The organism is Yeosuana aromativorans (assembly GCF_014646655.1).
GTDB classification, from domain to species: domain Bacteria; phylum Bacteroidota; class Bacteroidia; order Flavobacteriales; family Flavobacteriaceae; genus Yeosuana; species Yeosuana aromativorans.
Genome location: NZ_BMNR01000002.1, coordinates 578587 through 604318, shown reverse-complemented (window position 1 = coordinate 604318; position 25732 = coordinate 578587). Strand labels below are relative to the sequence as shown.

Below are 25732 nucleotides of genomic sequence, written 5' to 3'. Positions count from 1 at the left end.
AAATGTTAATGGTAAATCTAAACTCGTAAATCTATTTATCTTTGTTGTTTTAACAAAAGTATCAAAATAGATTGAGGTATTTTATTGAACTTTCTTATAACGGAAAAGCGTACCACGGTTGGCAAAACCAGCCCAAGGCTATTTCTGTACAAGAAGTTATAGAAAAAGGGCTTTCGTTGATTTTAAAGGAAGATACGCCTATTGTTGGGGCCGGAAGAACCGATACAGGCGTTCATGCCATGCAAATGTTTGCCCATTTTGACAGTGATATGTCCTTTGAGGAAAGCGATTTGGTTTTTAAGTTGAATTCTTTTTTGCCAAATGATATTGCCATTCATTCTATTCTTAAGGTTAAGCCAGACGCTCATGCACGTTTTGATGCCACAAGCAGAACATATTTATATAGAATAGCCACTTCAAAAAATGCGTTTAACTTTGATCATGCATACTATTTTACAAAACACCTTGATATTGACCGTATGAACGAGGCCGCAAAAGTACTATTTCAGTATCAAGATTTTCAATGCTTTTCAAAAACAAATACCGATGTAAAAACGTATCATTGCAAAATCATGGAAGCAGCGTGGACAATTAAAAATGATGAGCTTCATTTTGTGATCAAGGCCGATAGGTTTTTGCGTAATATGGTACGGGCTATTGTGGGAACCATGGTCAATATTGGCGTTGGAAAAATTGAGGTGATTGATTTGCACGCTATAATACAATCAAAAAACAGGAGTGAAGCTGGATATTCTGTGCCGGCCCATGCCTTATATTTAACAAAAGTTGACTATTCAAAAGAGATCGTATTTTAAATGGAGAAAAAGAAAGAACAAGTTTTTGATATTAACCTATTCAAACGGCTTTTAATTTATATCAAACCCTATAAATTAGTCTTTGTTGGGGTGCTTGGTGCTGTTATTTTAATTGCTCTTTTTGGAGCAATACGACCCAAAATATTGCAGTTGGCAATTGATACGAATTTAGCAAATAAAAACCTGGAAGGCTTTTTACCGTATGTGTTGATTATGGGCGCCATGTTGCTCATGGAAGTCATTGGTCAGTTATCATTCATATATTATGCCGGTTGGTTGGGACAAAATGTGGTTAAAGATGTTCGGGTTAAATTATTTAATCATTTGCTCAGCTTTAAAATGAAGTACTACGATAATTCCTCGGTTGGTGTTTTAATAACACGGGCAGTAACCGATATGGAACGAATTGCCGATATTTTTGGACAGGGCTTATTTACCATTTTCAGGGATTTATTGACCATGATTGTGGTGTCCATATTTATGCTTTTCATGAACTGGAAATTAAGTTTGATTGTCTTTGTCATGCTTCCGTTGGTCTTGATTGCCACACGAATTTTTCAAAAGTATATGAAAAAAGCGTTTGAAGAAGTGCGTACTGAGGTTTCAAACTTAAACTCCTTTGTGCAAGAGCGTATCACCGGAATGAAGATTCTGCAATTATTTACTAGGGAAGATACCGAATATAGAAAGTTTCAGGAAATTAATGAACGCCATAAAAAAGGTTGGCTAAAGACAGTTTGGTATAACTCCATATTTTTTCCAATTGCAGAGTTATCAACATCAATAACCATAGGCTTGGTAGCTTGGTATGGCGGCTTGAACGTGGTGCTTCAAGGAACGACCACAGAAGGTGACTTAACGGCATTTGTAATGTTTATCCCTATGTTGTTCAGGCCATTACGTCAAATTGCTGACAATTTTAACACCTTACAGATGGGTATGGTAGCCGCCAATAGGGTGTTTAAAGTATTGGAAACCACCTCTCACATTGATGATAAAGGAACCTTTGTGGCAGAATCCTTTAAAGGGGATATAAGCTTTAAGGATGTGTATTTTAGTTACATTGAGGATGAAGTTGTTTTAAATGGAATTTCATTTGATGTGAAAGCAGGTGAGACGGTTGCAATAGTTGGAGCAACCGGTGCTGGAAAGTCTACCATTATCAATTTATTGAATCGGTTTTATGAAATTAAGGATGGAGTTATCGAGGTTGATGGCATTGATATAAAAAATGTCACCTTGGCATCGTTACGACAGCAAATAGCTGTGGTTTTACAGGATGTCTTTTTATTTGCTGATACCATTATGAATAATATTACACTTGATAATCCAGCAGTAACAGAAGCTGAAGTAATACAAGCGGCCAAAGATATTGGAATACATGATTTTATTTCAAGTTTACCAGGAGGTTATTATTACAATGTTAAAGAGAGAGGTGTGATGTTATCATCTGGCCAACGCCAATTGATTTCGTTTTTAAGGGCTTATGTTACCAATCCTAGTATTTTGGTATTGGACGAAGCCACATCCTCTGTTGATGCGTATTCTGAGCAACTCATTCAAACAGCAACCGACAAAATAACCAAAGGAAGAACCTCAATTATCATTGCCCACAGACTGGCAACCATTAAAAAAGCCGATAAGATTATTGTCATGGATTCCGGTAACATTGTGGAACAAGGCACCCATGAAGAACTTTTAAAGAAAGAAAACGGTTACTACAGAAACCTATATGAGGTGCAGTTTTTAAAAGAAGAGGTTGCCTGAGCAAGTGATGCCAGTTGTTTTGTATGCATCAATTCTTTGAAAAATTCAGTGCCTTTTGTTAAAAACAGGATGCCCACAAAAAGAAAAATGATCACAACGTATATTATGGAAAAAACAAAGATGAACCATAATGTTCTTAAAATGATTCCCGTAAGACTTAAGTTGTAAAGTTGTTTTAAACAATATGCAGAATAGATGAGTTGAAAGGTCAAAATAAACAGACTTAGCTGCCCCATTCGGAACCCTAACCAAGCCGATGTAACAATAACAACAGAACCAATGATATTTGAATGTGCAATGATGTACATAAAAACAACCAAAAGTTCAGTATAGTTGTATTTCTTTATGTTGAAAAACACAAGTTTGGCCATTAGAGCATATAACGGAACAAAAAGTAATAAAACAAAAGACTGATAATCTCTAGCTTTATCTAAGATGGTGTTGGAAATGGCTTCCATACCTTTTTGAGTAATATCGGATAAGTCTAAAAAGCCTGGAAAATAATTTTTCAATATAAAATATTCTAATCCAGTGAATGTAATGGCAATGGTAAAATAACTAATTGCGCTGACATACTTTTTTCTGGTACCATTAATATAGCCATCAATAACATCCTTAGGGTTTTTGAATAAATTAAAAAATGTTTGAAGAAATGTATTATCGTAGTTTAAATAAGTTTCAATAAAATCTGAAAACAAATTTTTAATGGTCAACCTGTTTCTAATCACTTTTGCACCGCAACCATCGCAATAATTATTTTTGGAGTATAAGGTCTTATTACAATTCTTGCAATTCATTTTAAATGTCTAAACCAAATCTTTTTTAATCAATTTAGTAAGTTCATCAGTGTCTTTAAACACAATAAACTCACCGTCCTTAAAATACGAAATATGTCCAGTTTCTTCACTGACAACAAGGGCTAAAGCATCGGTTTTTTCAGTAACACCAATAGCGGCCCTGTGACGAAGCCCAAAACGCTGTGGAATGATTTTTTCATTGTTGACCGGCAAAATAACCCGAGTGGCTTTTACAATATTGTTTTTTACAATAATAGCACCGTCATGCAATGGACTGTTTTTGAAAAAGATACTTTCAATAATAGGTTGCGTAACTCTGATGTTCATTTCATCACCTGTTGTGGTAAGAAAATCCAAGCTGTTGTTGCGTTCAAGGACTATCAAAGCTCCTGTTTTGGTTGAGGCCATCTTGTTACAAGCAGATACAATAGTATCTACATTGGTTTCATCGCTAGTTTCGGTTTTTAAAAAGTTCAAGTGTTTCAAAAAATTTCGCCGTCTACTAAAATTAGCAGAGCCTACCATCAACAAAAATTTACGAATTTCTGGCTGAAACACGACTATAAGTGCAATAATGCCCACCTTCATAAAGCCACCAAAAATACTGGAGAGCAATTCCATATTGAGGAAATCGGTCAATCGCCATGCCAGATAAATAATAATGATACCAATAAAAATATTGATGGCAACCGTACCTTTTACCAATTTGTAAATATAGTAGAGTAGGAGTGCTACCAAAATAACATCTATGACATCAACAACGGTAAATTTTAAAAGGTCCTTAAAAATATCCAAAGTATATGGGTTTTGGTAAATTTAGTAAAATATAGCTAATTAAAAACAAATTCATCACGGGCTATGGTCACATTTTTTAAATCCATTTCAGAAAGTAAATGCTTCAAGGATATATAATCTTGAAAGGAAAGTTTTTTGCTGAATTCCAAGACAATATTAGCATTGCCGTCTTTGGTAACATTGGTTTTTAAATGAGTCAATAATTTGTTGTAATTGGAAGTATGGCTCAAAGTGGCCCCATCCATGGTAAACGAGACGATTATTGAATCAAGAGATTGAACGTTAATGGTTACAAGCTGGGTGGGATTAAGGTTGAAGTTATGCATTTTATAAGCATCCAAATGATAAGCTACATTGGTAAAATCAATAAAACCCAGTGTGTGCTTGCTAAGATCATTACAGGTGTAAAAATTTTTAGCGTTTTCATTTTTATGCATAGTAGCATTTCGTTTTTTGTCTTGTAAGAACATAATTTTTGGAATGGCTTGCCCTAAACGCAAGCGCTTATCCACGTTTATAAGCCAATTGGTCGTGCTAATCAAATTATTTCTGTTAAGTTCAATGCTATCTTTTTGGGTTGCATCATAAAACAAATATGCAGCAGACACATCATTTATTTTTGAAATTTTAGAATGATTTATTTCAGGAAGTTGTACGGTTTTATCGTTTCCGCAGGCACACAACAGGATAAGTAAGAAGCAATAAAAAAAGGGTTTCATCAACTATTTTTTGGGTTTAAGGATTGAACGAGCTTAATGCATTCCACAGCTTCTTTAACATCATGAACACGTAAAATGGAGGCCCCTTTTTGCAAGGCAATGGTATTTAAAACCGAGGTGCCATTAAGTGATTCTTTGGCTGTAATTCCTAGTGTTTTGTAAATCATTGATTTTCTTGAAACACCAACTAAAACTGGTAATTCCAACATGTTAAATAATTCCAACTGATTTAACAACTCATAATTTTGTTCTCTGGTTTTTGCAAAGCCAAACCCTGGATCAACTATTATGTCAATAATACCCAACTGCCTAGCGGTTGCAATCCGTTCAGAAAAATAAAATAAGATGTCTTTTGTGAGGTTATCATAATCTGTGAGTTGTTGCATAGTTTGTGGAGTGCCCTTCATGTGCATCATAATATATGGGGCCCTTAAATCAGCAACGGTTTTTAGCATGTTTTTATCCAACGTGCCAGCTGAAATGTCGTTTATCATAGCAGCGCCCATTTCAATGCAGGCCTTGGCTACTTGACTTCTAAAAGTGTCAATGGATAGCAGTACATCTGGGAATTCCTTTAAAATGGATGACACTACTGGCAATATGCGTTTCAGCTCGTCATCGTCACTTACAAAATCAGCATTGGGTTTTGAACTGTAAGCGCCTACATCAATAAAGTTAGCACCTTCATCCAGCATCTGTTTTACATGGTTCATCACGACCGATTCATCACGGTATTTTCCACCATCGTAAAATGAATCTGGCGTGATGTTTAAAATCCCCATCACTTTAGGGGATGATACGTCAATGAGAGAGCCTTTGCAATTTATGGTCATTTACACAATGTTTTGGTGTATTTTAGTTCAAAGTTAACGTAATTATATAAAAAGGTTCAAAATTTAAACGTAGATTTTCGCCTGACAAAACTTTAGGTCTTTAACTTTGAACTTTAAACTATTTAAGCGAAATTTACAGAAAATTCTAAGTCGTCAATGCAAGATACCTCAAAACAATACGATGCCGTTATAAAAGTCTGCAAGAGTTTATTTATTAAAAAAATGAAAGATTATGGAAGTGCCTGGAGAATCTTACGTCTGCCATCACTAACCGATCAAATTTTTATAAAAGCGCAACGGATACGAGGCTTGCAACAAAATGACGTTAGGAAAGTTGACGAAGGAGAAATCAGTGAGTTTATTGGCATTATCAATTATTGTATCATGGCCTTGATTCAATTGGATAAAGGCGTGGCCGAGCAGCCAGATTTATCAACCATTGATGCCACGGCTTTGTATGACGAAAAAGTGGCTGTAACCAAAAAACTCATGGAGGACAAAAACCATGATTATGGTGAAGCTTGGCGCGATATGCGGGTAAGTTCGTTGACCGATTTAATTCTTCAAAAATTATTGCGGGTTAAACAGATTGAGAACAATCAAGGAAAAACATTAGTGAGTGAAGGGATTGAGGCCAATTATCAAGACATGATTAATTATGCCGTTTTTGCATTGATTCACTTAAAACAAGGATAAATAAATATAAACAGATGAAATATATAGTCAATATTTCAAGACTTTTTGTTGGGGTATTGTTCATTATCTCAGGATTGATAAAGCTTAATGACCCATTGGGGTTTTCGTATAAGCTTCAGGAATATTTTAGTGCTGAGGTGCTTAACCTGCCTTTTTTAGAACACTATGCCTTAATGATAGCAGTGCTTTTGGTAGTTTTTGAAACGGTTTTAGGTGTCTTTTTACTGATTGGATATAAACCTAAATTCACCGTGTGGAGCTTACTTTTAATGATTGTGTTCTTCACGTTTTTAACCTTTTATTCGGCGTATTTTGATAAAGTACGGGATTGCGGTTGTTTTGGTGATGCCTTAAAGCTCACACCTTGGGAGAGTTTTACCAAGGATGTTGTGCTGCTGTTTTTTGTGCTTGTTCTGTTTTTTGGAGTAAAACACATCAAACCCCTGTTTGGGAAACTTCCTGTAACAATTCTGGCTTTGTTGAGTTTTATTTTTAGTTTTTGGTTCGGCTACCATGTCTTGATGCATTTACCAGTGGTAGATTTTAGGGCTTATCATGTGGGCGCCAATATTCAGGAAGGGATGCGCATTCCTGAAGATGCTAAAAAGCCAGTGGTTGAATACGCATGGAAATTCAATGTAAACGGAACAGAAAAAGTAGTGACCACCAATGGTTCGTATCCTAGTGTGGACGGTGATTTTGTATCGGTTGACAGTAAAGTAATAGAAGAAGGCTATCAGCCACCTATTTATGATTTTTCAATTGAAACAGAAGACGATGATTTAACGCAACAATTTCTTTCGGAAGACAATCTCATCATGATCATTTCATATAACCTAGATAATATAGAAACAGGAGGCGCAGAAAAATTAAAAGCCTTTTCTGATAAAGCTATGAAAAGCGGTTATACGGTTATTGGATTGACTGCCTCAGGTGACGAAGCCAAACAAAAAATCAATGAAACATATCATTTGGATTTTAATTGGTATTTGTGTGATGAAAAAGCCCTTAAAACAGTGGTGCGTTCCAATCCCGGAATTTTAAAACTGCATGAAGGTACTATTGAACAAAAAGTGCATTGGAATGATATTGAAGATTTGAAATTGCCAAAAGTTGACAAGAAACCTCAATCTTTTGAAGAAAAAAATAAAGACAATATTTTGTATTTAATAGACGGAAGAATCTCTTCAAAAGAAGAAGTAGATGCCTTAGAAAAAAAGGATACTATCAAGCAACTGAAATTTACAATCCAAAAGGATGTTTTAGACTCATTAAATACAGCTCGAAACAGTAATTATGTTGGTTTTATGAATGTTGAACTAAAGAAAAATCAATCCTGATTGGCTATCTCCTAAATAAGATCGGTTACGCCTTGCTCACGTTATTTGGAGTGGTAACTGTTATTTTCTTTTTGTTTAATGTGCTTCCCGGTGATCCTGCTCAAATGATGTTGGGACAAAATGAGGATAGCAACCAGTTGGCCATTGTAAAGCATAAATACGGATTTGACCAACCCATAAGCACCCAATATTTGTATTATCTCAATGATTTGTCCCCTATTTCATTTCATTCAAACAACTCAAAAGATTATACTTTTTTAAGCGATAACAAATACAATTTTGTGTCGTTGTTTTCAATAGGAAATACCACTACGGTTTTAAAATTTCCTTATCTGCGGGAATCGTTTACAAAACAAGGTAAAAAAGTGAGTCAAGTTTTGTCCGAGACGCTTCCCAATACCTTTGTTTTAGCGGTATCCGCCATTACCATCGCGTTATTTTTAGGTATTTGCCTTGGTATTGTTTCGGCACTATATAAAGATACATGGCTGGATAGGGTCATTCAAATTTTCAGCACATTTGGCATGAGTATTCCATCATTTTTTAGTGCTATTTTATTCGCATGGTTTTTTGGTTATATCTTGCATAAGTTTATCCACTTGGAAATGACAGGAAGTTTGTATGAATTAGACGATTTTGGTGAAGCCATGCACATCAAATGGAAAAATTTGATACTTCCGGCTTTTGTTTTAGGGATTAGGCCCTTGGCTGTTGTGATTCAGTTAATGCGTAATTCATTACTGGAAGTGTTTAATCAAGATTATATTCGTACGGCTCGTTCCAAAGGATTAAGTGAATTTAAAATCATTAGGAAGCATGCCATCAAAAATGCTATGAACCCTGTGGTTACAGCCATTTCTGGCTGGTTTGCCTCTATGTTGGCCGGAGCCGTTTTTGTTGAGTATATTTTTGGGTGGAATGGCTTGGGAAAAGAAATCGTCAACGCCCTAAACACTTTGGATTTGCCAGTAATCATGGGTTCTGTGTTAATTATAGCCATACTCTTTATAATAATCAATATTTTTGTGGATATAATTTATGCCTGGTTAGACCCAAAAGTAAAATTAGAGTAAATTTGCATTTTAAAAACAAAATCAGAATATGAAAAATTTAAAACACCTAATAATTATTGGCTTGGTTTTCTTTAGCTGTTCCGCACAAGAACCGACTACATTTTCCAAAGAAGCTTTAAACGATACATTTGTAACCTTGCAAGGGGAAAACGTAACTTTCAAAAGTATTTTAGAAGCCCATAAAGGGTCAACCTTGGTAATTGATATTTGGGCTTCGTGGTGTAAAGACTGTATAGGCGGCATGCCAAAGGTAAAAGCTTTACAACAAGCGCATCCAGAAGTGACATATATCTTTTTGTCATTGGACAAAACCCAAGAAGCTTGGAAAAAAGGCATAGAAAAGTATGATGTACAAGGCAATCATTATTTCATGCAATCCGGCTGGAAGGGGCCTTTTGGTAATTTTGTAGCTTTAGATTGGATACCAAGATATATGGTGGTTGACAAGGATGGGAATATCAAATTATACAAAGCTATTGAAGCTGATGACCAAAACATAAAAAACGTATTATAATGAGACAACAAATAGTAGCAGGAAACTGGAAAATGAATAATGATTTAGCGCAAACCGAATCATTGATAACGGCATTAAAAAAACAAGAAAAAACATCTCAGGCTGCGGTTATGGTGGCACCAACCTTTACCAACCTTTACACAGCGTTTGAGGTCTTAAGAGATACTCAAATAGAAGTGATAGCCCAAAACATGCACTTTGCTGAAAATGGTGCCTATACAGGCGAAATCAGTGCTGGAATGTTAAAGAGCGTTGGCATTAATACTGTTATTTTAGGACATAGTGAGCGTCGAGAATATTTCAATGAAACCGATGATATGCTGGCTAAAAAAGTGGATGCAGCTTTGGCCAATAACATGCGCATTATCTTTTGTTTTGGAGAAGTATTGGAAGACAGAAAGTCCGGCAATCATGAAAACGTGGTTGAAAGCCAAATCAAAAACGCCTTGTTTCATTTAGAGGCTTCTGCTTTCAAGAATATCGTATTGGCTTATGAACCCGTTTGGGCTATTGGTACAGGCGAAACAGCAAGTCCGGAGCAGGCACAAGACATGCACGCTTTCATTAGAAAAACATTAAACAATAAGTATGGTAGTACAGTTGCTGAATCTTTATCAATTCTTTACGGAGGTAGTGTAAAACCAAATAATGCACAAGAAATTTTTTCAAAGCCTGACGTAGATGGTGGATTAATAGGAGGTGCATCACTCAATGCAGACGACTTTTTTGCTATTGTAAACGCGTTTTAATTTTACATATAAAATATCATTAATTTTGGCGTAATCCCGTGTTAACGGGGTTACGCTTTCAACTATATCTTTTTCTCGTTCCTCAAAAAAGGATAAGATTATCCTGAGAACTGACGAAGGATTTCAATCGCTAACGCAGGTTTTAAGATAAACGTTAATGTGTTTCAATATTAAAAATCAACAATACTAATGGCAAACAATACATATATTGGATATCATTTTAAGGTATCACCTTTACAACCAGGTGTAGAAATTCTTATTGCAGAACTCGGTTATGCAGGTTTTGAGAGCTTTGTGGAAACCGATGAAGGCGTTATAGCATATATTCAAAAGGATGAGTGGAACACTGATATTTTAAGTGATATTCAAATTTTAGACTCTGACGAATTTGAAATCTCATATTCTTTTGAAGATATAGAGCAAGTCAATTGGAATGAAGAATGGGAAAAAAATTTCAACCCCATAACGGTTGATGATATCTGTACGGTTCGAGCTCCTTTTCATGATAAGCCCAATACATTGTATGACATTGTTATAGAACCCAAAATGAGTTTTGGTACAGGCCATCATGAAACGACCCACATGATGATTCAATATATTTTGAAAAATGATTTAAAAAACAAATCGGTATTGGATATGGGTTGCGGTACAGGTGTTTTGGCTATTTTGGCAGAAATGAAAGGCGCCAAACCAATTGATGCTGTGGATTATGATAATTGGTGTTACCTTAACAGTATAGAAAATGTTGAGCGAAATAACTGCAAGCATATTACGGTCATTGAAGGGGATGCCAGTGTACTAAAAAATAAAACCTATGACATTATTATAGCCAACATAAACCGCAATATTCTTTTAAACGATATGGCCGTTTATGCATCTTGTCTCAATAAAAATGGGATGTTACTACTAAGTGGTTTTTACAATACAGACATTCCTGTCATTCAGCAGGAATGCGAAAAGCATATGTTAAAATTTCAAGAAAAGCTGGAAAGAAATCAGTGGGTTTCGTTAAAATTTTTAAATTAGTGAAAAATCTTTTGATATGAGTACTAGAGAAAAAACATCTGAAGACCTTCTAGTTGATGAAAAATTGGTTTCTCAAAAAGAGATTGTTTTATACAATGATGACGTCAATACATTTGACCACGTTATTGAAACGCTTATCTATGCCTGTGAGCACACACCAGAGCAAGCAGAACAATGCTCTCTTATTGTTCACTATAATGGCAAGTGTACAGTAAAAACAGGTCCTTACAACGATTTAAAACCACGCTGCACGATGTTGTTAGACGCAGGTTTAAACGCTGAAATTATATAAAACAACACTTAATTTAAGAGTTTACCTAAACTCACTTTTTTTTGTTTGTGTTAATTCCAAAAGGAGCATACAGCGGGCAAAAACTAACAAAGCTTGTCAGCAAAAATATGATTGCCAATGCCATTAGCACATACGCTAAGGTTCCTTCAATAACATTAGTAAAGTATAAAGCAGCTATTACAAGCGCAATAATTACACGAATACCTTTGTCTGCACTTCCCATGTTTTTTTTCATGATATATTTAGTTTAAATTATTTCAAAGTTGTAGGGCATACATAGTTTGATGTTGGAATGCCTGTATTTTTTAATTCATCAAATCCACCTTCAATATTTACTAGTTGATCAAATCCCCTGGCTTTTAAAATAGAGGCCGCAATAACGGAGCGATAGCCACCAGCGCAGTGTATGTAATATGCTTTATTTTTATCAATTTGGTTCATGTTGTTATTGATAAAATCCAATGGAAAGTTTTTAACACCATTAACTTCTAGGTGGGTAGACTCAAACTCACCTTCTTTTCTTACATCAAGAATATTTAATTCGTGTTTTTTTACCCGTTCTGCCAATTCTTTGGCAGAAATGGAATCTAAGGTTTCAATGTCTTTGCCAGCATCTTTCCAGGCTTGAATGCCGCCTTTTAAATAGCCCAAGGTATGGTCATAACCCACACGTGATAAACGGGTTACCGTTTCCTTTTCTTTGCCTGTTGGTGTGACTAACAGAATGGGTTGTTTTAAATCGGTTATCAAGGCACCCACCCACGGAGCAAATGCTCCGTCAATTCCAATAAATATAGAATTGGGAATATGCGCTTTTACAAACTCGTTTTGATGCCTGACATCCAATACCAAAGCACCTTCATGATTGGCAATGGCTTCGAATTCATCAACGTCTAAAGGAATATTTCCTTTTTTAAGTACGGTTTCAAATGAATCATAACCTGCTTTGTTCATCATGGCATTTTTGGCAAAATATTGTGGCGGTGGTGGAATGCCTTCAAGAACTTCTTTTACAAACTCTTCTTTTGACATGTTGGCTCTAAGTGCGTAATTGCTCTTTTTTTGTTCACCTAAAACACCAACCGTTTCTTTGCTTAGGTTTTTACCACAAGCAGAACCGGCACCATGTGCAGGATACACAATAACATCATCTGAAAGTGGCATGATTTTATTTCGTAAGGAATCATAAAGCATAGCTGCCAAATCTTCCTTTGTTAAATTGGATTTTATGGCCAAATCCGGACGGCCAACATCCCCTAAAAACAAGGTGTCGCCAGAAAATATGGCGTAATCTTTTCCGTGCTCATCAATTAATAGATAGGTAGAAGATTCCAAGGTATGACCGGGAGTATGCAGGACTTTAATGCTGACGTTTCCTAATTTAAAAACCTCATTGTCTTTGGCTATATAGGATTCATAGCCGGTTTCAGCACCAGGGCCAAAAATAATGGTAGCACCCGTTTTTTTTGCTAAATCAAGGTGTCCCGAAACAAAATCGGCGTGAAAATGGGTTTCAAAAATATATTTAATGGTTGCCTGTTCTTTATTGGCCTTATCCACATATTGTTGGGTTTCCCGTAAAGGATCAATAATGGCCACCTCACCATTTGATTCAATGTAGTAAGCACCTTGCGCTAAGCATCCTGTATATATCTGTTCTATTTTCATATCATTTTCAACTATTCAATATACAAAATTAAAAATCCATCTTGGTTTTTATGTAATATAAGTCACATTTGAGTGTTAAGTTCTTTATAAAAAATATAAATAGCCATTATCAAGGTAAACCAACCAAAACCTTTTTTCAGTTTTTTACCACTGATGTATTTAGATAAAAAGACACCAAATAAGATTCCTATAATTGTAAAAAGCGAAAAAACTAACAGAAAAAACCAATCAATATCAATAGTTTGCATATCTCCTGTAAAACCAATCAACGAATTTAAAGTAATGATAATCAAGGAGGTTCCAACGGCTTTTTTCATGGGTAAGTTTGCCCAAAGCACAAGGGCAGGTACGTATAAAAAGCCACCGCCAGCGCCTATAATTCCTGTAATGGTTCCAATGGCTATTCCTTGAATAAATGTTTTGTAATAGGGTTGTTTTACTGTTGGATGGTCGTCTTCTTTTTTGTTTTTGATCATGGAAAGTGATGCCATGAGCATAACAATGGCAAAAAACGTCATGATGACCATTTCTTTGGTTATAGAAATGTTTCCAAACTCAAAAAAAACATTTGGAAGTCCGGGAACCAAATATCTTCTGGAAAGGTAAACCGCCAAAAAGGAAGGAAACGAAAATGCCAGACCAATTTTAATATCAGCGAGGCCACTTCTTATTTTTTGAATGGTACCAACCAAAGACGATGAGCCCACCACAAATAATGAATATGCTGTTGCTATGATGGGATTATAACCCAAGACATATACCAATAAAGGCACTGTCAATATAGAGCCACCACCACCAATCAGCCCTAAAACCAAACCAACAATAAGGGCACCAACATATCCAAAAACATCTATAGTTTCCATTTAGTGCGGAAGTTTATCCTTTATAGCACCATAAATAAGCGTGCCGACCATGGCGGATAAAATGACAATAACCATACTGAACACGCCAGTTCCAATTAAAACATACATAGGCCCAGGGCAAGCACCAATAAGTGCCCAGCCAAATCCAAAAATAGTGCCTCCTATGATATATCTTGAAAAGCCATTCTCTTTTTTTGGGACAATGATATCAACACCCAATGCACTTTTAATATGACGTTTCTTGGCTATTTGAAGAAACAGCATACCAGTTAGTATGGCTGTCATGATAATACCATACATGTGAAACGATTGAAAACGGAACATTTCATAAATGCGATACCAAGAAACAGCTTCTGATTTTACAAGGACAATGCCGAAAAACATGCCAACCAATAAAAATTTTAAATACTTCATATTATATAAGGTAGAATAAAATTAGTCATAATAAGCCCACCTATAAAAAAACCAATTACGGCAATAAGGGATTGTTTTTGCAAACTGCTTAAACCCAAAATAGCGTGCCCGGATGTACATCCGCCAGCATAGCGTGTGCCAAAGCCAACCAATAGCCCTCCAACAATCAAAATTATAATACCGTGAGTGCTTGTCATGGCTTCAAACCCGAAAATCTCATTAGGAACAATTGTTTCACCAACCTTGTTAAATCCAAGTTGATTGAGTTCTTGAACGGTTTTTGGATTTATATCCATAATAGTATCATTTGATAATATGTATTTTGCAATAAAACCTCCAATGATTGCTCCCAAAACAACAACTAGGTTCCAAGTGCTTTCTCTCCAATTAAATTTGAAAAAGTTTATAAATTTGCCTGCGCCTGCAATAGAGCACATGGTTTCTAGGTTGGATGACATACCAAAGGTTTTCCCAAAATACAGCAATAGGGCCATTACCAGGGTTATCAAAGGGCCAGAAATATACCATGGCCAGGGATTTAAAATAAATTCCATGAAAGTAATTTTGATATTATAAATAAGATTTTAAAACTGTAACACTTCAATTTTGTTTCTGCTTAATTTGATTTTGTTTTCATTTTCCAATTGTTTTAAAATTCTTGAAATGACCACTCTAGAAGTGTGTAAATCCTCTGCAATATCATTATGCTTAATTTCTAAACTTGTTGAAGCATTTAGTTTTACCTTGTCAATCAAATATTTAAAAATGCGCTCATCCATTTTCATGAATGCCAAGGTGTCTATGGTTTCCAGCATTTCGTTAAAACGGATTTGATAGGCATCCAAGATAAAGTTTCGCCAACTTTCATTGGTGTTGAACCAATCCTGAATTTTTTCCACTGGGATTAAAATTAAGCTAGAATCACTTTCAGCCACAGCTCTAATATTACTTTTTGAGGTTTTTAAGCAGCAGGTAAGAGACATGGCACATGTATCACCAGCTTCTAGAAAGTAAAGCAATAGCTCATCACCATTAGCATCTTCTCGTAATATTTTGATATTCCCACTTAACAAAAGCGGAATATAATTTAATGGTTGGTTGATGTCAATAATGATATCATCCTTTTTGTATTCTTTGAAGATACCTGTTTGAAAAATCTCATTTAGCAGATTATCATCTAAGATTTGATTGAATTTTTGTTGCAGTAATTTGTTAGTCATACGTAAAAGTAATGATTTTACAAATTTGAAATAAATTGTTTGGCTGTAATTTAATAAAAATAGTATATTTGCAGCCACTTAAAAAGGCCTCGTGGCGCAACTGAATAGCGCATCTGATTACGGCTCAGAAGGTTACAGGTTTGAATCCTGTCGAGGTCACTAAGAAAACTTGTAAAAAGTTTCAAAACCGTGCAAATCCTATGATTTGCACGGTTTCTTGGTTTTTAGACCATCATTTAAATTGATTTGATTTGATATGAAATGGTCACAAACCGTCAACAAAAATGTAGACCGTCAACATTGTTGACGATTTGAATAGTGAACACATAAGGTACTCAATATAGTTGATTTGACTTTCGTCTTGTAAAATGTTTAATTTAAAAGACAACAACTATGAGAACATCAAACACATTTGCAATCCTTTTTTGGGCATACTCTTCTCGTGCCAAGGATAATTTAACTGGGATGTACGCAAGAATCACAGTAAATGGAAAAAAAGTCAACATTAGTTTAAAACTGCAGGTTGATATTAGATCATGGGATTCCAAAAGGCAGAGAGCAAAAGGAAATAGTGAAACTTCCAGAGCTCTAAATTCTTATTTGGATCAAGCTCACTCTCAATTAGTAAAACTTTATCAAGATTTAAAATTTAAAGGAGAACTAATTACAGCTGAGTTAATCAAAGCTGAATATTTAGGGGAAAGTGATAATTCTAGGACTCTTCAAAACCTTCTTGAATATCATAAAAATAAAACCGAAAAAACATTGGCTATTGGTACTCTAAGAAATTTTAGCGTAACTCAAGGTTATTTAAATAAGTATTTAAACAATGTATTGAATACTCCAGATATTTATTTGAAAGAACTCGATTATAAATTCATTTGTGATTTTGCAAACTTTTTATATTGCTTCTGGCCAAAAGGTCACCCTAAAGCAATGAGCAATAATACGGTAATGAAACATATTCAAAGGTTTCGAAAAATTGTAACTTTAGGATATCATATAGAATGGATAGATAGAGATCCTTTTGTTAGATGGAAGCCAACTTATGAAAAAAGAGAACGTCCATTTTTAACAGACAATGAGTTATCAAACATTGAAACTTATAATCTTCCAATTGCTCGATTAGAAAGAGTGCGAGACCTATTTGTTTTTAGCTGTTATACTGGAATTGCATACATAGATATCATTAATCTAACTAACAATAATGTTCTAAAAGGCATAGATGGTAATGATTGGATATTTACTAATCGTCAAAAGACTAAATCACCAGTCAAAGTTCCTCTGCTTGGAAAGGCAAAAGAATTACTTATTAAGTATCAAAATCATCCTATGACACAGATAACAGGTACTTTATTTCCTGTCATAACAAACGAAAAAGTGAACCTATATTTAAAAGAAATAGCAGATGCTTGTGGATTAAAAAAGAATCTCACTTTTCATATGGCTAGACATACCTTTGCTACTACTGTAACACTTAGTAATGGTGTGCCAATAGAAACTGTTTCTAAGCTTTTGGGGCATTCAAAAATTGCTTCTACACAAATATATGCAAGGGTAGTGGAGAGAAAAGTAAGTGAAGATATGCAGGTACTAATGAATAAAATAGATGTGTCTACTGTTGATAGAATAAACCAAAAGAAAAACTGAATTAGAAATGTTTAAAATGCTTTTGAATATCTCAAAAGCATTTTTTGATTAAAAGTTTAGAATTCAAAATCAGACTTTTATTTTTTTTCAACTCTTTAGGTTCCATTATCAGCTTTTCACTATTTCTAAGAATAAATTTTGGTAATACAATTAGATGAAAATAAATGGAGAATATGCTAAAGGATGATTTTTCTACTGCCATTTATCTCCTTCAGCTCCAGTATCAACTTTTCGTTGTCCCCTAAAACAAACTTTGGAAGGACATATACAAAGCGTTGTGACTGTCCATTTTCAATGGCTTCAGGTATTTTATATCTATAGATAACCTCTTGTCTTAACCTTTGATAGGAAGCTTTTCGTTTGTTGTTACCATTGGTTCTATAGACATTGAGATAATCGATTTCAAAATCAATTCCGGATCTGTTCTTAATCTCGATGACCAGATACACTTCAGAAGCATCATAGACCATTTTTTGCAGTTGTACTTTGATGCCCTTTTTACGTTTTGTTGCAATATTTTCAAAACTGGAACTTAATAGATATTCACTCATTTTTTGAAAATGAGTTATCCTGTTGGCATATTCATTTAGCGGTGCAACGACAGGTTTTTGTTTTATATGTTCAGGTTGCTCACTACCGATGCTTTCATTTTTATCGATGAAATAATTCAGTTTGGTAAGTTTTTCGGAATACTTCAGAATATAAGAATAAACTTTACCATCATTGGTAACAGTCAAAAGATTGCTTTCTGTTCCAGGCTTTGCCTGCAACAGCCCAAAATATTGTTCTTTCTCACGATTGTAAGTGAATACGAAATGGGAAGCTCCGGTAATGCCCTGTCGTATTGGGTTGGGAAAAAACAAGGCTACGTTTTTCTGGTCATTGGCGTAAATGGTATCAAGGGGCTGTTGAGCTGATATTGACATCGAATAAATCAATATTAGTAATGTGATATATGTTTTCATTGGAATTTGGTTTTAGGGATTCTTAAAATGAGTTTGTAATTATCTGTTATCGTAACCTTTACGTTTTTATGGTTACGTTTGAATATTTTCTTAAAACCACTTACCTGTGGTACACCCGCAATGTTAATGTCGTCCACCATATCCCCAACGATTTCATTGCCAACTTCTGCTTTGAAACTGTTCTCAACATAAATCCCTTCGCTACCATCCTGAAAATCAAAAGCCACTAGCTTAACAGGGCGATGGTCAATATTGTTAATGGCAATTATTGCCCGATTGGGCTTAAAATTGACAAACCCATAAATGGGTGTGTTCTTAGAATAATGCTGTCCATAAACGGTGGCATCTTTTAGCAACCGCATCTGCAAACGATATTTGGCCTTGACGGTCTGTGTGCCATCTACACGGACATATATGAAATCATCGGTGCTTTTTGAATTTAAATCATCATTTTCAATAGGATGGGAAGCAAAAAAGAGTTGGTGCTCCAAAGCACGTTCCTTAGCGTCAACATCCGTTTCTTTTTCTTCAATATTATCCGTGTCCATTACATCTTTTGCTTTTTTAAAAGAAGGCTTTGGAGGATTGTATCCTGGATCGATATTTTCAAAGGTTCTCTCCGAATATCGGATCTGCCCTTGTTGGTAGAGACTGTCCACAAGCCGCATTTTTTCCTTGTCCAATAAATCAGGGTCATATACACCTGTGGAATCTAATAGGCGTTCGTCGTATATGCTTGGAGCGTTTGCCCGTCTAACTTCTTTAAGGTCGTTAATTGCATCCAATTTGGAATCGTATTCCTTTTGGCTGTCCTCCAGTTTCGGTAAGGGTATTTGGTTATTCTCTATCGTTGGTTCTTTGTTATCGCCCATAACTAGCATCCCGTAGCCTCCTATGAACAGAAGTATGCATACCAGTACAGCGGAAAAAACGAGTTTATTCTTGTTTATTTTCATATTGATATCTTTTTAATGCCCATTATGGGCTTCATTGGTTTTGATCTTTCTTAAAGTTTTTTCAAAAAAGTTGGTAATCAACAGGCCGTGGGTGTTCTTCGGAAAATTCCGGTCAACCTTGATAAGATTGCCTGTTGATATTAGTTCATAAGTGTCCGTTATAGACCCTCGATTGATTTCAAATATGGTCTTGGTTTCAAAACGATAAGGTTCGTTTTGAATGTCAACTTTTGATTCAATACTCAATATCCTTTGCACCAGTGAATACTGCAACAAACGGTTATAGACCCCATCGGCCTTTTTCTGACGGTACAGGGCATCTACTGAGCTATTGCCCAACCAAAGTGCCTTTTCCAGGTTCTTTTCATAGTTGCTTGCATCTATGCCATAGAAATAGGTGTGGAACAGTTCCAGATGGGATAGTGCCTCTACTTTTAGATTTTCTTGTTGTGAGACCAATTTCAAGGGAATGACACTGCCATCCGTATTGACCACAAAAGCATTGTCTACCGTTTCTTTATGCAGCTTTACAACCATCAGTATGGAAACAATGCACATTAGTACAGCTCCAATAACGACTGCCAGAACGATAAAGCGATTGAGTTTTAAAATATTGTAAATGTTTTTATACGGTGTTTTCATTTTTTGTGTTTTATGATTTCCATTCGTGCTTTTGCACTAGCCTGTAAAGAGTCTGAAAGTGAACGAGGTCGCCCTACGGTACAGTTTGAACTTTAGGAATACGATAAACCCGATGGATCCCAATTGCAAGAGCGGAGCAAAAAAACTGCTTCCCCAATCCGTCCCGAACAGGTCACCCCAAAAATTGGAGTTGATTTCAATATAGAGGTTGTTCACGAATACATTGACCAGAAAAAAAGCCGGTACCAACATATAAACCCCTGCATAGAGCTTAAAAAAATTATAGGCCAATGACCTGAACTTTTCAAATACGGCCAAACTGATGACCAAAGGAAAAAAAGCCTGCATGATCCCCAAAAGGAAAAAGCGTTCTGCCAGAAATAGGGGATAAATAAACAGATCAAGCAACCACAGGAATACCCCAACGATAAATGACAATAGCTTCAATCCATACAATGGTGTAACCAAAGCTTCATAGAGCATTGCCATGGCTTTTTTGGCGGCATCCCAAGCACCCACATCCTGTTCGATGTCAATGTCCTGCATCTGCAATGGGAGGAGTGCGGGTGCCGTATCCCGGTATTGGGTCTCGATGGCCACCAAGATGGAGTCAAAAACACCCAACACCTGTGTGGAGAAAATGACCAATATGACCACTGTAAAGTTCTTCGCCAGTTCGGTAGGAGTAAGTCCCCAGGTATAGCCTTCGTGATTGGCCACTCCCTCGTTGTATTTTTTTAGGATATTGATAAGGAAAAACAATACTGCCAAGGTTTTCATCCCCCCAATTGTGTATTGCGAGAAATCACTGTTTTTAATCGTTTGAAAAACAGTGTCCACATATTCCAATCCTATGCCCAAAAAAATAGTTGCCATTAGTAATCGGTCTCTCGGTTATTGATCTTGTGCTGCATTTCACGAAAGGCAATGATCTCCCGATAACGTCTGGTCTTAGCCTCGATTTCGGAAACCATTTCCTTGGATTTCAGCTCATGTTCCTTAAGGACTTCAGCACGTTCCGCATCGGTCATCTTCATATTGTCACTTGATAATATCTGGTCGATATATTCCATCCCTTCCATAGAGTTTTGAAGGATGTCATCGAAAGAATCGGAGATACGGCTGACTTCATCAGGTTTGATAAAGGGAGAATTGAGGATTTCCCTTAAATCACCCTGAACTATATCAAATAGACGTTGGTTGTTTTTTGCCAATTCCCTTACAGCCTTTAGCTGTTTGATTACATTATTTACTTTATCGATATTCTCCTTTTGGGTTTTAAGAAATTTGACTGTCTGCATTAGATTACTCGTTTGCTTTGCCGATTCCACTAAAGATTTCATAAAAGAGATAAAGTTTGTGTTGTCATACACGGGCATCCCCTGGGCCGATGCTTTGCTTGCAATCAGCACTACAAACAGTACTGATAACATTAATTTTCTGATAGTGTTTCTCATGATTTTTGTTTTAAGAATTAATAAATTGTTTTATGGCTTTTTCCATATTGTTATGCTCTTCAAAGAGCTTCATAATGTCTTCACTTTCTTTGCCATCCGTGAGGTAAGCAGCAAATACTTCAGGTGGTACTTCCAATCGGAAAACGTTGCTTTCCTTTCCAATTTTGATGAACATTTCGGTATATTTTCGTGTTCCAGTAAGGTTGTTACGAATGGATTTTAACTGGTTTAAATCGTGACTGGACAGGTTGAGCCTGTTCTTTAATTCGGTATAGCCTTTTTCATTGCGAAGGCTGTAAATGACCTGTGTATTTTCAAGTATACTTGCAGATGTTGAATTATTGGGCAATTGATTTATGGATTGCAGGATAATCCCAATCGCTCCATTTTGCTTCCGAATCGCCTGGTAGTAGAATTCGACGCTTTCCAGTACATTTCCAAATTTGAGCTGTTTGGCAAACTCATCAAATAAGATGATACCTTTTTCGGCCTTGTTTCTCCAAATCGTCCTTTGAATGGCAGACTTAATGAGCTTCAGCATCACGGATAGGATTTCCTTGTTGTCCCTGACTTCATCGAGTTCGAAGACAATCAGCCTTTTATCCTCGATTTTATAAGTCTGATCCTCACTGATATTGAACAGGAAACTGTAGAGGCCATCATCTACATATTCAGAGAGAATATGCAGAAAATCATAGAGGTTAAAATGCTGTTCCTGTATATGGAGCTCTTCTAAAAGCGTATCCTTTTTGGCATCAACGAATTGATAGAGATTTGCAAGTGAGTGTGTACCATCGCTTTTCTTTTGATAGTAGTAACGGAGCACTTTTTTGACCGCCACTTCCTCGGCTTTTGTGGTCTCTTTTCCAGAAGCGAGCAGTTCCAGTATGAAAATGCCCAAATCCTCTAATCGTTCCGGTGTTAAATCGTCGATATTGGATATGTAAAAAGGATTGATACCCAGATTCTTTCCCTGTTCATAACGAAGAATAATATGGTCATCAGGATAGAGTTTTGCAAATTTTGAATACGAACCACCTAAATCAATAATGACCAACCGAACATTCTGCTCAAAATATTGGCGTAGAATATTGTTTGCCAAAAAAGATTTTCCCTCTCCCGTAGGGGCAAAAACAGCAAAGTTTCGGGCCTTGATACGTTTCTTTTTTTCATCCCAGACATCTTTCAATACAGGAATGTTATGCTGTCTGTCATTGAAGATAACACCAGTTTTGTCCGATCGATAATTGGTGTTATTGATGTACAGGCAAAGGGCGTGCTTTAGATCGGTCACATATAGATCCTCATTGGAAAAATTGGAAGTAAAACAGCAAAAGGAATTTAAAAAGTAATGCTTCCGTTCTTCGCCTTTAGGGTAATAAGGCACAATATCCAGTTCCTTAAATTCGGTCTTAATTTTGGATGCAATATTTTCTAGCTCTCGGGCTTCCCGGGCCCAGAAGACAATGTTCAGATGTCCTCGAATAATTCTAGAACTATCATCCCCATTGATTTTGGTGACAATTTCTTCAATCTTCTTTAAAACGACCTTGTTCTGTGTGCCAAAGTTGGAGCTTTTATTGAGTTCCTCGATTTTCTTATCAAGTAGTTTTCTCCATTTGTGTTTGTCATCCAGATAGATGATCTGGTTGAAAATATGGTTTTCATTAAGGTCAAGTCCCAATCCATCCATAAACCCTTGATGGAAAACAAAGTCGTCGGAAGTAAACTTATCATTGGTCTTGCTGCTTTGAACGAGATCACCAAAACATAGTTCGCTATTAACTGCCAGAACATCAAAATGATGGTTGCCAATTTCAATATTCGATTTTTTCAATTGAATGTCGGTATCGAAATCCTCGTTAAACCCGTTAAAGTAGGCATGGGTCAATGACAGGACTTTATCGATATCCAAAGGTATCAATGATACTTTTCGACTGTTATTGACAAAAGAAACGGCATCATTTACGGAAGCGATAAATTCCTGTACGTTGTGATCCATTTGCTTATGGATACCTTTTTCAACCTTACGGAACGGGTTAACAAACTTCGGTGCGTTCAAAGCTTTGTTGTACGGAAGGATGAAGAATAGGTAAGATGAATGTTTTATGAATCCTCGACCTTTAAAATAATCATGCGTTGCAGATTGTAAAAAACTTTTATTTGGTAATTCTTCAGCTGAATATTCCTTTTTTTGATAAATATCCTGCTTATGGATAACTGTTGAAATGGGCAATGATTTGAATGCCTGGAACCATGCTCCGTGCATGTCCTCAAAATCCGTTTCCGATAGGGAATAGATTTCGGGATTGTCCACTTGGTAGGCCAAAACCACATTACCGTTATTGGCAAACACGATATGGTCTTGAATATCCAAAATGGGGTGGTATGTGGAAAGGTTAATCTTCTTCATAGTGTAAGTGACTTCCTTTTTTGTTACTAATGGTCTGTGGGAATACCTTTTTGATATGCATTAAAGCAGGATTCTTGGTAATGTGGGTCAAAGCGATGTACAATACCCCGTTCAATAGGAATACTGAAATGATAACAGCAAAGCTGAAAGAAAAGATTATGAACAATAAAGAACCGATTACAGTGGTCATCATTAAAGCGAACAATGATATGGGCAGCCCCATGATCACCGCCCGCTTGCGTATATTTTTATAGACTTCAAACCGCTTCATACTATACTACGATTCCAATGAGATAGGTAAAGATGCCCACGACGGCGCCGGCTATCAATACAAAGACCAATACTCGGGTAATGCCTTTTTTTAGGTCTGCATTTTCTCCAAAGAAATGTCCGGCATTGAACAGGAAGCCAATTAAAAAGATGACTCCTAGAATGATGGGGAAAATGGTGCGGATGGTATCCGAAACGTCGTTTACGGAATCTTCAATACCTCCAATTTGTGCAAAAGTTGTGCTTGAAATAAGCAACGATAGGATGGTTACATAATGTGATTTTTTCATACTCAAAAAGATTTAGATTTTACGTCAATTTTAATATTCGAAAAATACTGTATATTGTAACACAAATATCTGATAATCAATAAATTGTGAATAAAATAAATTTTGATATCAATTGTTTTTATTTGATTCGAATTGGTATCAAATTTTATGGAAATTGGAAAGTGCTATGTTGATAACTCTAAAATTTTGGAAGTGTGTTAAGCCCAAAAACGTCATTTTTCTTCTGATGCTGTTAAAAATGTGCTTTGTTTATAATTCCCCCCGAGAATAGGACAGTAAGTTAAGTTTAATTTTTATCTTAAATTTACTGTATTATGACACGCAGGAAACACACATCTAAATTCAAGTTCAAGGTGGTGCTGGAGGCGCTATCGGAACGTTTTACCATCCAAGAGCTGGGCAGGAAGTATGATATCCACCCGGCACAGATAACGACATGGAAAGCCCAGTTTTTAAAGAACGGTGAAGGCGTTTTTGACAATAAGGTCAAGGATCCCAAAACGGAGTCCGAGGAGATGGAGGAACGTCTTTATCGAGCGCCTCTGGCGCGACGTAAAGTACGAGCACGTGTACCTGTTCCCGGCCGATGACGGTCTGCAGTGCTACCGTGGGCTGGAGGAATATTTTAGGTATTACAACAATGAGCGCAGGCATCAAAGCCTAGGGGAAGAAACCCCATTAACAATTTATCAACAGAGCAAGAAACAAGTGGCATGATGGTACCAAAGAGGCAAAAAGGGTTTTCAACAAATCGGGCAGGTTATGAGTCTCCCCCCAGACCCCCCTCTTTCAACATCATCATTAAACTTATTTTTAAAGATTTATTGTCCTAACAATGGGGGGAATTATAGTTTTTGGTCAGCAAAAAGTGATTGTCGTAGATGCTGGGCATGGTGGAAATGATACTGGTGCAATTGGTGTAAATGATATTCAAGAAAAAGATGTAGTGTTATGTATTGCCAAAGAAATTTTAAGACTGAATAAAATTCTCTTAAATAATGAATTTGATATTTTTTTAACCAGATATAAGGACACTTTGATTTCATTATCAGATAGAGGACTTTTGTCCAATAGCCTAAATGCAGACATATTTGTATCATTACATTGTAATGCCTCTAGAACTTCTTCAAAAGGAATAGATGTTTATGTGCATAATACCAATACTCATAAAAAAAACTTAAAAGAATCTATTGCAATGGGATTGTGCATTTTGGAAGAAAGCACTTTGAAATTAGGCTTTAAAAAACGAGATGTTCAATTTGCGAATTTTCAGGTACTGCGTGAAAACAACATATTTAGTACTTCATTACTTATTGAAATGGGTTTTGTTACGAACACCGATGAAGCGGATTATTTTTTAAAGCCCCAAAATATAAGAGCAATGGCGTTGGCTGTTTTAATGGGAATTATTAATCATTTAAATCTATAACTATGAATGCGTTTTTTGTTGAGATTGTGAAAAACATAGTGGATATTATTTTAGCATGGCTAGGTCGAATTAAGTAGAG

31 protein-coding genes and 1 tRNA gene are annotated in these 25732 nt (G+C 36.0%); 14 read left to right on the top strand and 18 right to left on the bottom strand.

Features of this window, described 5'->3' with window-relative positions:
* Positions 1-71 precede the first annotated feature (71 nt).
* Both truA and IEW94_RS06035 read left to right on the top strand, forming a co-directional pair.
* Positions 72-815, top strand: a complete 744-nt coding sequence (gene truA, locus IEW94_RS06040) for a tRNA pseudouridine(38-40) synthase TruA (RefSeq protein ID WP_188650975.1) — start codon at positions 72-74, stop codon at positions 813-815.
* Positions 816-2582 carry an ABC transporter ATP-binding protein gene (locus tag IEW94_RS06035; protein ID WP_188650973.1) on the top strand — a complete coding sequence of 589 codons (1767 nt, stop codon included), beginning with the start codon at positions 816-818 and terminating at the stop codon, positions 2580-2582.
* Here the strand turns inward: IEW94_RS06035 and IEW94_RS06030 are convergent.
* The 4 genes from IEW94_RS06030 to folP are packed head-to-tail and all read right to left on the bottom strand — an operon-like array spanning position 2534 to position 5726.
* Complete coding sequence (locus tag IEW94_RS06030; protein ID WP_188650971.1) at positions 2534-3379, bottom strand: DUF3667 domain-containing protein; 846 nt, start codon at positions 3377-3379, stop codon at positions 2534-2536. The two genes, IEW94_RS06035 and IEW94_RS06030, sit on opposite strands and share 49 nt — an antisense overlap.
* A gap of 9 nt (positions 3380-3388) precedes the next feature.
* On the bottom strand, positions 3389-4174 hold the full coding sequence (gene cdaA / locus IEW94_RS06025; RefSeq protein ID WP_188650969.1) for a diadenylate cyclase CdaA: 786 nt from the start codon (positions 4172-4174) through the stop codon (positions 3389-3391).
* 35 nt (positions 4175-4209) lie between these two features.
* Complete coding sequence (locus tag IEW94_RS06020) at positions 4210-4893, bottom strand: hypothetical protein (protein WP_188650967.1); 684 nt, start codon at positions 4891-4893, stop codon at positions 4210-4212.
* Complete coding sequence (gene folP / locus IEW94_RS06015) at positions 4893-5726, bottom strand: dihydropteroate synthase (protein WP_188650965.1); 834 nt, start codon at positions 5724-5726, stop codon at positions 4893-4895. The genes IEW94_RS06020 and folP overlap by 1 nt, the downstream gene beginning before the upstream one ends.
* 156 nt (positions 5727-5882) lie before the next feature.
* Between folP and IEW94_RS06010 the strand changes: the two genes are divergently transcribed.
* From IEW94_RS06010 to IEW94_RS05980, 7 genes are all read left to right on the top strand, one after another.
* On the top strand, positions 5883-6422 hold the full coding sequence (locus IEW94_RS06010) for a DUF1599 domain-containing protein (protein WP_188650963.1): 540 nt from the start codon (positions 5883-5885) through the stop codon (positions 6420-6422).
* 14 nt (positions 6423-6436) lie between these two features.
* Complete coding sequence (locus IEW94_RS06005; protein WP_188650960.1) at positions 6437-7762, top strand: BT_3928 family protein; 1326 nt, start codon at positions 6437-6439, stop codon at positions 7760-7762.
* Entirely contained in the window at positions 7759-8835 is a 1077-nt protein-coding gene (locus IEW94_RS06000; RefSeq protein WP_188651367.1) for an ABC transporter permease, read from the top strand. The genes IEW94_RS06005 and IEW94_RS06000 overlap by 4 nt, the downstream gene beginning before the upstream one ends.
* A gap of 28 nt (positions 8836-8863) precedes the next feature.
* Entirely contained in the window at positions 8864-9349 is a 486-nt protein-coding gene (locus IEW94_RS05995; RefSeq protein WP_188650958.1) for a TlpA family protein disulfide reductase, read from the top strand.
* Positions 9349-10098, top strand: coding sequence for a triose-phosphate isomerase (gene tpiA / locus IEW94_RS05990; RefSeq protein ID WP_188650956.1), 750 nt, complete (start codon positions 9349-9351; stop codon positions 10096-10098). Before IEW94_RS05995 ends, tpiA begins: the two co-directional genes overlap by 1 nt.
* Before the next feature lie 189 nt (positions 10099-10287).
* Positions 10288-11124, top strand: coding sequence for a 50S ribosomal protein L11 methyltransferase (gene prmA / locus IEW94_RS05985; protein WP_188650953.1), 837 nt, complete (start codon positions 10288-10290; stop codon positions 11122-11124).
* 16 nt (positions 11125-11140) lie between these two features.
* Positions 11141-11416 (top strand): ATP-dependent Clp protease adaptor ClpS, encoded by a 276-nt coding sequence (locus tag IEW94_RS05980; RefSeq protein ID WP_188650951.1) that lies wholly within the window; start codon positions 11141-11143, stop codon positions 11414-11416.
* Positions 11417-11447: 31 nt separating this feature from the next.
* Here the strand turns inward: IEW94_RS05980 and IEW94_RS05975 are convergent, their stop codons facing one another.
* From IEW94_RS05975 to IEW94_RS05950, 6 genes are all read right to left on the bottom strand, one after another.
* Positions 11448-11651, bottom strand: coding sequence for a YgaP family membrane protein (locus IEW94_RS05975; protein WP_188650949.1), 204 nt, complete (start codon positions 11649-11651; stop codon positions 11448-11450).
* Between the two features lie 17 nt (positions 11652-11668).
* Positions 11669-13084, bottom strand: a complete 1416-nt coding sequence (locus tag IEW94_RS05970; protein ID WP_188650947.1) for an MBL fold metallo-hydrolase — start codon at positions 13082-13084, stop codon at positions 11669-11671.
* Positions 13085-13146: 62 nt separating this feature from the next.
* Positions 13147-13947, bottom strand: coding sequence for a sulfite exporter TauE/SafE family protein (locus IEW94_RS05965; RefSeq protein ID WP_188650945.1), 801 nt, complete (start codon positions 13945-13947; stop codon positions 13147-13149).
* The gene (locus IEW94_RS05960) at positions 13948-14361 is read right to left on the bottom strand and encodes a DUF6691 family protein (protein ID WP_188650943.1); all 414 of its coding nucleotides are present in this window, start codon (positions 14359-14361) and stop codon (positions 13948-13950) included.
* Positions 14358-14915, bottom strand: coding sequence for a YeeE/YedE family protein (locus tag IEW94_RS05955; protein WP_188650941.1), 558 nt, complete (start codon positions 14913-14915; stop codon positions 14358-14360). The genes IEW94_RS05960 and IEW94_RS05955 overlap by 4 nt, the downstream gene beginning before the upstream one ends.
* A 30-nt stretch (positions 14916-14945) precedes the next feature.
* Positions 14946-15581, bottom strand: a complete 636-nt coding sequence (locus tag IEW94_RS05950) for a Crp/Fnr family transcriptional regulator (protein ID WP_188650939.1) — start codon at positions 15579-15581, stop codon at positions 14946-14948.
* Between the two features lie 85 nt (positions 15582-15666).
* Here IEW94_RS05950 and IEW94_RS05945 point away from each other — a divergent pair.
* Together IEW94_RS05945 and IEW94_RS05940 are read left to right on the top strand one after the other, a co-directional pair.
* Positions 15667-15740, top strand: a tRNA-Arg gene (locus IEW94_RS05945).
* A 234-nt stretch (positions 15741-15974) separates the two neighbouring features.
* The gene (locus tag IEW94_RS05940; RefSeq protein WP_188650937.1) at positions 15975-17231 is read left to right on the top strand and encodes a site-specific integrase; all 1257 of its coding nucleotides are present in this window, start codon (positions 15975-15977) and stop codon (positions 17229-17231) included.
* A 176-nt stretch (positions 17232-17407) separates the two neighbouring features.
* On the opposite strand, the gene IEW94_RS05935 is transcribed toward IEW94_RS05940, so the two are convergent.
* Genes IEW94_RS05935 through IEW94_RS05900 form a run of 8 tightly spaced genes read right to left on the bottom strand, consistent with a single transcriptional unit; the run spans position 17408 to position 24224 of the window.
* Positions 17408-18196 (bottom strand): DUF4138 domain-containing protein, encoded by a 789-nt coding sequence (locus IEW94_RS05935; RefSeq protein WP_188650935.1) that lies wholly within the window; start codon positions 18194-18196, stop codon positions 17408-17410.
* Positions 18193-19152, bottom strand: a complete 960-nt coding sequence (gene traM, locus IEW94_RS05930) for a conjugative transposon protein TraM (RefSeq protein ID WP_188650933.1) — start codon at positions 19150-19152, stop codon at positions 18193-18195. The genes IEW94_RS05935 and traM overlap by 4 nt, the downstream gene beginning before the upstream one ends.
* 12 nt (positions 19153-19164) lie before the next feature.
* Positions 19165-19794, bottom strand: a complete 630-nt coding sequence (locus IEW94_RS05925) for a conjugal transfer protein TraK (RefSeq protein WP_188650931.1) — start codon at positions 19792-19794, stop codon at positions 19165-19167.
* Between the two features lie 36 nt (positions 19795-19830).
* The gene (locus IEW94_RS05920; protein ID WP_188650929.1) at positions 19831-20670 is read right to left on the bottom strand and encodes a hypothetical protein; all 840 of its coding nucleotides are present in this window, start codon (positions 20668-20670) and stop codon (positions 19831-19833) included.
* Positions 20670-21227, bottom strand: a complete 558-nt coding sequence (locus IEW94_RS05915) for a TrbJ/VirB5 family protein (protein WP_506016857.1) — start codon at positions 21225-21227, stop codon at positions 20670-20672. Before IEW94_RS05915 ends, IEW94_RS05920 begins: the two co-directional genes overlap by 1 nt.
* A 34-nt stretch (positions 21228-21261) precedes the next feature.
* Positions 21262-23664 carry a TraG family conjugative transposon ATPase gene (locus tag IEW94_RS05910; protein ID WP_188650925.1) on the bottom strand — a complete coding sequence of 801 codons (2403 nt, stop codon included), beginning with the start codon at positions 23662-23664 and terminating at the stop codon, positions 21262-21264.
* Positions 23651-23935 carry a hypothetical protein gene (locus tag IEW94_RS05905; RefSeq protein ID WP_188650923.1) on the bottom strand — a complete coding sequence of 95 codons (285 nt, stop codon included), beginning with the start codon at positions 23933-23935 and terminating at the stop codon, positions 23651-23653. The genes IEW94_RS05910 and IEW94_RS05905 overlap by 14 nt, the downstream gene beginning before the upstream one ends.
* Position 23936: 1 nt before the next feature.
* Positions 23937-24224 carry a hypothetical protein gene (locus IEW94_RS05900; protein ID WP_188650921.1) on the bottom strand — a complete coding sequence of 96 codons (288 nt, stop codon included), beginning with the start codon at positions 24222-24224 and terminating at the stop codon, positions 23937-23939.
* Positions 24225-24538: 314 nt separating this feature from the next.
* Here IEW94_RS05900 and IEW94_RS05895 point away from each other — a divergent pair, with 314 nt between their 5' ends.
* From IEW94_RS05895 to IEW94_RS05885, 3 genes are all read left to right on the top strand, one after another.
* Complete coding sequence (locus IEW94_RS05895) at positions 24539-24814, top strand: transposase (RefSeq protein ID WP_229669469.1); 276 nt, start codon at positions 24539-24541, stop codon at positions 24812-24814.
* A complete protein-coding gene (locus IEW94_RS17015; RefSeq protein WP_373286591.1) occupies positions 24792-24941 on the top strand; it encodes an integrase core domain-containing protein in 150 nt (49 codons plus the stop codon). The genes IEW94_RS05895 and IEW94_RS17015 overlap by 23 nt, the downstream gene beginning before the upstream one ends.
* 118 nt (positions 24942-25059) lie before the next feature.
* Complete coding sequence (locus tag IEW94_RS05885) at positions 25060-25653, top strand: N-acetylmuramoyl-L-alanine amidase family protein (protein ID WP_188650915.1); 594 nt, start codon at positions 25060-25062, stop codon at positions 25651-25653.
* Positions 25654-25732: the final 79 nt, after the last annotated feature.

Coding starts and splice junctions, on each gene's coding strand:
- IEW94_RS05920 (WP_188650929.1), bottom strand. CDS start 20,670: ATGGCAACTATTTTTTTGGGCATAGGATTGGAATATGTGGACACTGTT.
- IEW94_RS05995 (WP_188650958.1), top strand. CDS start 8,864: ATGAAAAATTTAAAACACCTAATAATTATTGGCTTGGTTTTCTTTAGC.
- IEW94_RS06030 (WP_188650971.1), bottom strand. CDS start 3,379: ATGAATTGCAAGAATTGTAATAAGACCTTATACTCCAAAAATAATTAT.
- IEW94_RS06010 (WP_188650963.1), top strand. CDS start 5,883: ATGCAAGATACCTCAAAACAATACGATGCCGTTATAAAAGTCTGCAAG.
- IEW94_RS05925 (WP_188650931.1), bottom strand. CDS start 19,794: ATGAAAACACCGTATAAAAACATTTACAATATTTTAAAACTCAATCGC.
- IEW94_RS05965 (WP_188650945.1), bottom strand. CDS start 13,947: ATGGAAACTATAGATGTTTTTGGATATGTTGGTGCCCTTATTGTTGGT.
- IEW94_RS05915 (WP_506016857.1), bottom strand. CDS start 21,227: ATGTTATCAGTACTGTTTGTAGTGCTGATTGCAAGCAAAGCATCGGCC.
- IEW94_RS06035 (WP_188650973.1), top strand. CDS start 816: ATGGAGAAAAAGAAAGAACAAGTTTTTGATATTAACCTATTCAAACGG.
- IEW94_RS05975 (WP_188650949.1), bottom strand. CDS start 11,651: ATGAAAAAAAACATGGGAAGTGCAGACAAAGGTATTCGTGTAATTATT.
- IEW94_RS05895 (WP_229669469.1), top strand. CDS start 24,539: ATGACACGCAGGAAACACACATCTAAATTCAAGTTCAAGGTGGTGCTG.
- IEW94_RS05935 (WP_188650935.1), bottom strand. CDS start 18,196: ATGAAAACATATATCACATTACTAATATTGATTTATTCGATGTCAATA.
- traM (WP_188650933.1), bottom strand. CDS start 19,152: ATGAAAATAAACAAGAATAAACTCGTTTTTTCCGCTGTACTGGTATGC.
- IEW94_RS05905 (WP_188650923.1), bottom strand. CDS start 23,935: ATGAAGCGGTTTGAAGTCTATAAAAATATACGCAAGCGGGCGGTGATC.
- prmA (WP_188650953.1), top strand. CDS start 10,288: ATGGCAAACAATACATATATTGGATATCATTTTAAGGTATCACCTTTA.
- IEW94_RS05970 (WP_188650947.1), bottom strand. CDS start 13,084: ATGAAAATAGAACAGATATATACAGGATGCTTAGCGCAAGGTGCTTAC.
- IEW94_RS05940 (WP_188650937.1), top strand. CDS start 15,975: ATGAGAACATCAAACACATTTGCAATCCTTTTTTGGGCATACTCTTCT.
- IEW94_RS06005 (WP_188650960.1), top strand. CDS start 6,437: ATGAAATATATAGTCAATATTTCAAGACTTTTTGTTGGGGTATTGTTC.
- IEW94_RS05955 (WP_188650941.1), bottom strand. CDS start 14,915: ATGGAATTTATTTTAAATCCCTGGCCATGGTATATTTCTGGCCCTTTG.
- tpiA (WP_188650956.1), top strand. CDS start 9,349: ATGAGACAACAAATAGTAGCAGGAAACTGGAAAATGAATAATGATTTA.
- IEW94_RS05960 (WP_188650943.1), bottom strand. CDS start 14,361: ATGAAGTATTTAAAATTTTTATTGGTTGGCATGTTTTTCGGCATTGTC.
- IEW94_RS05900 (WP_188650921.1), bottom strand. CDS start 24,224: ATGAAAAAATCACATTATGTAACCATCCTATCGTTGCTTATTTCAAGC.
- IEW94_RS05885 (WP_188650915.1), top strand. CDS start 25,060: ATGGGGGGAATTATAGTTTTTGGTCAGCAAAAAGTGATTGTCGTAGAT.
- IEW94_RS05910 (WP_188650925.1), bottom strand. CDS start 23,664: ATGAAGAAGATTAACCTTTCCACATACCACCCCATTTTGGATATTCAA.
- IEW94_RS06020 (WP_188650967.1), bottom strand. CDS start 4,893: ATGAAACCCTTTTTTTATTGCTTCTTACTTATCCTGTTGTGTGCCTGC.
- IEW94_RS05980 (WP_188650951.1), top strand. CDS start 11,141: ATGAGTACTAGAGAAAAAACATCTGAAGACCTTCTAGTTGATGAAAAA.
- folP (WP_188650965.1), bottom strand. CDS start 5,726: ATGACCATAAATTGCAAAGGCTCTCTCATTGACGTATCATCCCCTAAA.
- IEW94_RS05950 (WP_188650939.1), bottom strand. CDS start 15,581: ATGACTAACAAATTACTGCAACAAAAATTCAATCAAATCTTAGATGAT.